The sequence below is a fragment of the Paraplanobispora takensis genome (assembly GCF_016863195.1).
Lineage (GTDB): Bacteria > Actinomycetota > Actinomycetes > Streptosporangiales > Streptosporangiaceae > Planobispora > Planobispora takensis.
In genome coordinates this window covers 22,680-28,679 of the sequence record NZ_BOOK01000043.1, presented here as the reverse complement: position 1 = coordinate 28,679, position 6,000 = coordinate 22,680, and the positions used below count along the sequence as shown (strand labels likewise).

Here is a 6,000-nt window from a genome sequence, read left to right as displayed (position 1 = left end):
GGCCATGCCCGCCCGCCGTACCGGCTATCTCATCCGGGCGGTCAGTTCCGCTGCCAGAGCGCCGGGACGTTCGGCGGCTCCCAGCCGGGCAGCGAGGTGTGGCCCTGCAGGCAGCGGTAGCCGACCCCGTTGTAGGTCACCACGTCGCCCGTGGCGTACGGCTTCCAGGGCTCCCACGTCGTGCCGCCCTGACCGCCGCCGACGGTGAGGGTGAAGGCGGCCGAGCGGTCGGCGGCGGCGCCGTCACCGTTGAGGGCGAGGGTGTAGGTCCCCGGGGGAGTGCCCGCCGAGGTGGTGACGGTCACCGCGGAGGACTGCCCCGAGGTGATCGTCGCCGGGCTGAAGGTCACCGTGGCCCCGGAGGGCAGGCCGGTGGCGCTCAGTGCGACGTTCTGCGCGTTCCCGGAGGTGACCGTGGTGTTCAGGGTGGCGGAGGCGGATCCGCCGGGCTGGACCGTGGCCGAGGACGGGCTCACCGACATCGCGTAGTCGTCCACCGGCGGCGGGGTGTCCCCGACGGCGAGCTTCCACAGGACGTAGGCGGCGCCGTCGGCGTTGCGGTCGAGCGCGGTGGCGTTGACGTTGCCGGAGGTGTCGCAGGCGGAGTGGTAGCAGCGGTCGAAGGGCTGGCCCGAGCTCCCGCCCCACTTGGCCGCCTGGGCGGCGGACTTGACGCCCTCGGCTCCGGTGAACACGCCGCCGACCCGCACGCCCGCGTTCTTGAACGGGGCGTGGTCGCTGCGGCCGTCACCCTGGGTCTCGATCTCGGTGGGGACGTTGATCGAGGCGTAGAAGGCCTTGAAGTGGCCTTCGATGACCGGGTCGTCGTCGTAGACGAAGTACCCGGGGTTGGGGGAGGCGGTCATGTCGAAGTTGAGGTAGGCCTCGACTCCGGACGCTCCGCCGTTCTGGACGTAGTAGGTCGAGCCGTTCATGCCGCTCTCCTCGGCGGCCCACCACGCGAAGCGCACGTGTCTGGTGAGCGCGGGCCGGTTCGCCGACAGGGCGAGGGCGACCTCGAGCAGAGTGGCCGAGCCCGAGCCGTTGTCGTTGATGCCCGGCCCGGCCTGCACGCTGTCCAGGTGGGCGCCGAGCATCACCGTCTGGTTCGCGGGGCCGCCCGGCCAGTCGGCGATCAGGTTGGTGTGGGTCCGGCCGCCGAGGGTGAAGGACTGGGTCCGGGTCTGGAATCCGGCCGCGTCCAGCTTGCCCTTGAGGTAGGTGAGCGAGGCGGTGTAACCCGCGCCGCCGGAGACCCGGGTGCCGCCGTTGCCGGAGGCGATCGACTGGAACTGGTTGAGGTGCGCGGTGACGTTGGCGACCGGGATGTCCGGCGCCTGGCCGCCCGGCTGGCCGCCGCCGACGACGAGGTTGAAGCCGAGCTGCTTGTCGGCGTCCGCGCCGTCGAGGGTGAACGTGAGGGCGTGTGTGCCGACCGGCGTGGCGGAGGTGGTGGCCAGGGTCAGCCGGGAGGTCTGCCCGGAGCTGATCGCGGCCGGGTTGAAGGAGGCGGTCACACCCGCCGGCAGGGTGCCGGCCCGCAGCGTGATGGGCTGGGCGTTTCCGCTGGTCACCGCAGTGCTGATGGTGGCGGTGGCGGACTGGCCCGGTTGCACGGTGGCCGAGGCCGGGCTGATCGAGGCCGAGTAGTCGTTGCCGCCGCCCTGCGGGGTGCAGGTCTCGTTGGCCCCGGCCGGGACGCTGACCGCGTTCCAGGCGGCCTTGACCGCGTTGAACTGGGCGCAGGTCGGGTCCAGCGTCCTGGCGGCGGCCAGCGTCTGGGCGCGGGACTGGGCGTGGGTCCGGTTGCCGCTGGTCTTCATGTTCAGGCCGGCCAGGTAGATCCGGCCGGCGTTCTGGACGCCGATGCCGGTCAGGGTCGTGTTGTTGCACGTCGGGCTGGCCGGCTTGCCGGGCGGGTTGGTGCCCTCGGCCAGCAGGTAGAACCAGTGGTTCTGCGGCCCGGCCGCGGAGTGCACCTCGGTGTTGGGGATCGAGGAGCTGTAGCAGTCCGGGTCGCCGTTGGTGCTCGGCCGGTACATGTAGCGGATCGGGCCCTGCCCGACCAGGTTGACCTCCTCGCCGACCTGGTAGTCCGCCGGGTCGTTGGGGTTGGCGGCGTAGTGTTCGAGCAGGGCGCCGAAGATGTCGCCGGTGGACTCGTTGAGGCCGCCGGACTCGTTGCCGCCGCCGGCGCCGCCGGAGCCGGCGTGCTCGAAGATGGCGTGGCCGTACTCATGGCCGACCACGTCCATCGGGGTGGCCTGCTGGTTGCCGGCCCGGTTGTGGCCGAAGTTGGTGTACGACCCGTTCCAGAAGGCGTTGACGTCGTTGAGCCCGACCCGGGCGGGGAAGCCGCCGCCCTCACCGGTGAAGCCCCGGTAGCCGAACCACTCCTGGAGCATGTCCCATTCCTTCTGCGCCGCGTACAACGCGTCGACGCAGGCGGTCTCCAGGCTGGTGCCCTGGCCGTTGCCCCAGGAGTCGGTGGTCTTGGTGTACGGCTGGCCGTTCTGTCCGCCGCACGCCAGGCCGGAGCGGGTGGTGTCCCGCATCGTGTAGGAACCCGACGTGGTGATGCTCACGTTGCCGTTGTAGAAGCCCTGGCCGGTCCCGTGCCGGACCGCGTCCCAGGAGCTGAGCACCGAGCCGTCGAGCGCGTCGACGTAGACGTGCAGGGTGCTCGGGGCCCGCTTGGCCCGGCCGGTGACGACCGTCTCCCAGGCCATCCGCGGCGTGTCGCCGAGGGCGTGCACGACCAGCTCGGGCGTGGTCACGCTCTCCACCGTGGTGAGCAGGGAGCGCGCCTTGAGCGCGGCCCGGTCCGCGGTGATCCTGGTCCGGGTGTCGAGTTCCAGCTCGGTGGTCTGGGCCGTGCCGACGTCCGCGACGCCGAGCCCCGTCCTGTCGGTGGCGACGACCACGTCGCCGCCGTAGACGGGCACTCCGTGGTAGGTGCGGGCGTAGGTGAGGAACTGCATGCCGCCGACCGAGGTCGTCTTCTTCAGGGAGAAGACGTCGTCCTCGCCTCTGGCGATGTCGCCGGCCTCGACGGCCAGGGCGCTCTCGGCGGTGGCCAGAGCGTGCCTGCGCGCTTCGGGGTCCGGCGGGGCGAAGGAGGGCGGGTCGGTGAACGCGGCACCGGCGCCGGCCGGGGTCGCGGTGGCGCTTGTGGCGCTCACGACCGAGGTGGTGGTCAGGGCGACGGCCGCCAGTACGGCGACCACGCCCAGCCTGGCCTTGGGGTTCACTCGGGGTGACTCCTCTCGAGGTCCCTTGGGGGGTTGAGGGATGCAAGGAGCCCGGGGAGACTCGGCCGGGCGCGCCGTACGACGCGCCCGGCCGGGTGTTCCCCGACGGTTTGGGCTGGACCAAAGCTGTCATCGGGAGCGCGCGGCCGAGTACCCCACGAAATTCCATAACGCGGCGGTATGGACGGTCCGGCCGAGCCTCAGCCGAGGGGCGGCAGCGGGCCGTGCCGGTCCAGCCAGGCGGCGTAGACGGGCGCCTGGCGTACCTCGGCCCAGTAGGCCCTGGTGACGGCCGCCACCAGGGCGGAGGCGCGCAGGGCGACCGGCCCCTGCTCGGTCCAGCCGATCATGTGCCGGAACCGCAGCGGGGTCCCGGCCAGCGGGCGGATGGCGATCCCGGCGTATCCCTTGCTGGTCGCCTGGAACATGCCCACGCACCGGGCCGAGGCGATCAGGTCCAGGGCGAGGCTGAGGTCGGCGGAGTAGGCCACGCGCGGCTCGAATCCCCGCTGGGCGCAGGCCGTCCAGAAGTGCTCGCGGTGCCCCGCCTCGGCCAGGGCGTGCATCCCCCAGTCCTCTTCGGCCAGGTCCCGCAACTCGATCTCCTGCCGGGCGGCCAGGGGATGGGACTCGGCCAGCCCGACGAAGATCGGCTCGTCGGCGATGTTCGCGTAGGCCACGCCGGGCGGCGGGACGAGCTCGCGGCCGGGGTAGTCGCCGAGGGTGGCCAGCTCCAGCCGCTGGGACTCCAGCAGCCCGGGCAGCAGGTCCATGGCCTCCTCGGTGCGCGCGACGACGTCGGTGCCGGCGAACAGCTCACCCAGGCAGGTGATGACGTTGATCGCCAGATGGCTGGACATGCAGCCGACCCTGATCCTGGGCCGGTCGGCCGCATGCCCGTAGCGCATGCCGTCGCGCCGCAGCTCGTCGAAGGCCGGCAGCAGCGACCGCGACCGGACCAGCACCCACGCGCCGAGCTCGGTGGGCCGGGCCCCCTCGCGCCCGCGCTCGAACAGCGGGCCGCCGAACATGCGCTCGATGCGCCGCAGCTGGGCGGCGAGGGCGGGCTGGGACATCTTGAGGACGACCGCCGCCCTGGAGATGCTGCCCGCCTCGGCGATGGCGCAGATCGCCCGTAGATGACGAACCTCTAGATCCACACCAGGAGACTATTAGTAAAGGTTCTTTCCGATAAGGCCCAATTTCGGCGACCGTCCCGGCCGCCGGGACAGGCCCGCCGCGCTCACCAGGAACGGCGCTCGCCCCGGTCTCCCTTCTCGGCCTTGAGCCGGGTCACCAGGGCGGCGGCCTGGGTGCGCCGCTGCATGTCCAGCTTGGCCAGCAGGTGGGAGACGTAGTTCTTGACCGTCTTCTCGGCCAGGAACATCCGCTCGCCGATCTGCCGGTTGGTCAGCCCCTCGCCGATCAGGTCCAGGATCTGCCGCTCCTGCTCCGACAGGGCCGCCAGCGGGTCCTTCTTGTTCTCCTGGTCGCGCAGGCGCGCCAGCATGGCCGCGGTGGTCTGCGGGTCCAGCAGGGACTGACCCGAGGCCACGGTGCGCACGGCGCCGACCAGGTCCGAGCCGTGGATCTGCTTGAGCACATAGCCGGAGGCGCCGGCCATCACCGAGTCGAACAGCGCGTCGTCGTCGGCGAAGGAGGTCAGCATCAGGCAGGCCAGGCCGGGCAGCGCCGAACGCACCTCCCGGCAGACGTCCACGCCGTTGCCGTCGGGCAGGCGCACGTCCAGCACCGCCACGTCCGGCTGCAGCGCGATGATCCTGGCCACGGCCGACTCGGCCGTCCCGGCCTCGCCGACGACCTCGATGTCGTCCTCGGAGTCCAGGAGTGCGGCCACGCCGCGCCGTACCACCTCGTGGTCGTCCACGAGAACCACGCGAATCACACCCATACTCCCGTGCTCTCCTCACCGTCTCCGTGGGCGGCCGGACCGCCCGATTCCGGACGCCCCATCAAAACACGGATGCGGACGGGACGCCGCTTCCGGCGGGGTCACGAGCCGTTTCCGACCCGGCGGCCGGTGACCTCGGTCGCGGCGACCTTGACGTAGAGGTGGCGGTCACCGCCCGCCCAGGGGTGGACCTCCGCCTTCTCCAGCTCGGCCTGCTCCTCCGGGGAGGCGACGAGGTGGGCGCCGCCCCGTACGACAACGCTCCAGCCCGCGTGCTCGGCCTCGTCGAACCGGTCGACCTCGAAGGCGACCTTGAACTCCACCCCGGCCATACCGGTGCGCAGCCCCACGTCGAGCGTGCCGCCGGCCGCGGTGCGGAAGATCACGGAGTCGTCCCGCAGGACGTAGTTGACCGGCAGGATCGCCGGCCCGCCGGGGTCGTTGAAGGCCACCCGGCCGATGCCGCCGGGGGAGATCAGCCGCAGGCACTCCTGCGGATCGAGCTTCTCCGGGACGGACGCGTGCTCGGTCATGGGTTCTCCCAACAGACGAGGCGGAAGGCGGATGCGGACCCCGCGGTCCGCCCGGGGACGGCGCAGAGCCGTGACCCGGGTCGTTTTCCGGATCTCCCCAGGGCGGGACGACTCTAACCCGCCGGGCGTCCGGCCCGCGCGGCGGCCGGGCAGGCGAGGACCCCGGTCCCCGCCGGGGAGGGCCTCGGCGCCGGATCCTCGCAACGCCCGGCCCCGGGGACATCCGGAGTTCCGCCGGCTCACCGGCGGCGGGACGTAGGTCCCGCGCGGCCGGGGACTTCCGCCGCTTGCCGCTCCCGGGCCC

General features: G+C 72.3%; 4 protein-coding genes. All 4 read right to left on the bottom strand.

Annotation, left to right across the window (positions count from 1 at the left end):
- Positions 1-41: 41 nt before the first annotated feature.
- On the bottom strand, positions 42-3,251 hold the full coding sequence (locus tag Pta02_RS28950) for a M20/M25/M40 family metallo-hydrolase (RefSeq protein WP_203878131.1): 3,210 nt from the start codon (positions 3,249-3,251) through the stop codon (positions 42-44).
- Positions 3,252-3,451: 200 nt separating this feature from the next.
- Entirely contained in the window at positions 3,452-4,411 is a 960-nt protein-coding gene (locus Pta02_RS28945; protein ID WP_203878130.1) for a LysR family transcriptional regulator, read from the bottom strand.
- An 83-nt stretch (positions 4,412-4,494) separates the two neighbouring features.
- On the bottom strand, positions 4,495-5,163 hold the full coding sequence (locus Pta02_RS28940; RefSeq protein ID WP_275423623.1) for a response regulator: 669 nt from the start codon (positions 5,161-5,163) through the stop codon (positions 4,495-4,497).
- Positions 5,164-5,264: 101 nt separating this feature from the next.
- On the bottom strand, positions 5,265-5,696 hold the full coding sequence (locus Pta02_RS28935; RefSeq protein ID WP_203878129.1) for a pyridoxamine 5'-phosphate oxidase family protein: 432 nt from the start codon (positions 5,694-5,696) through the stop codon (positions 5,265-5,267).
- Positions 5,697-6,000: the final 304 nt, after the last annotated feature.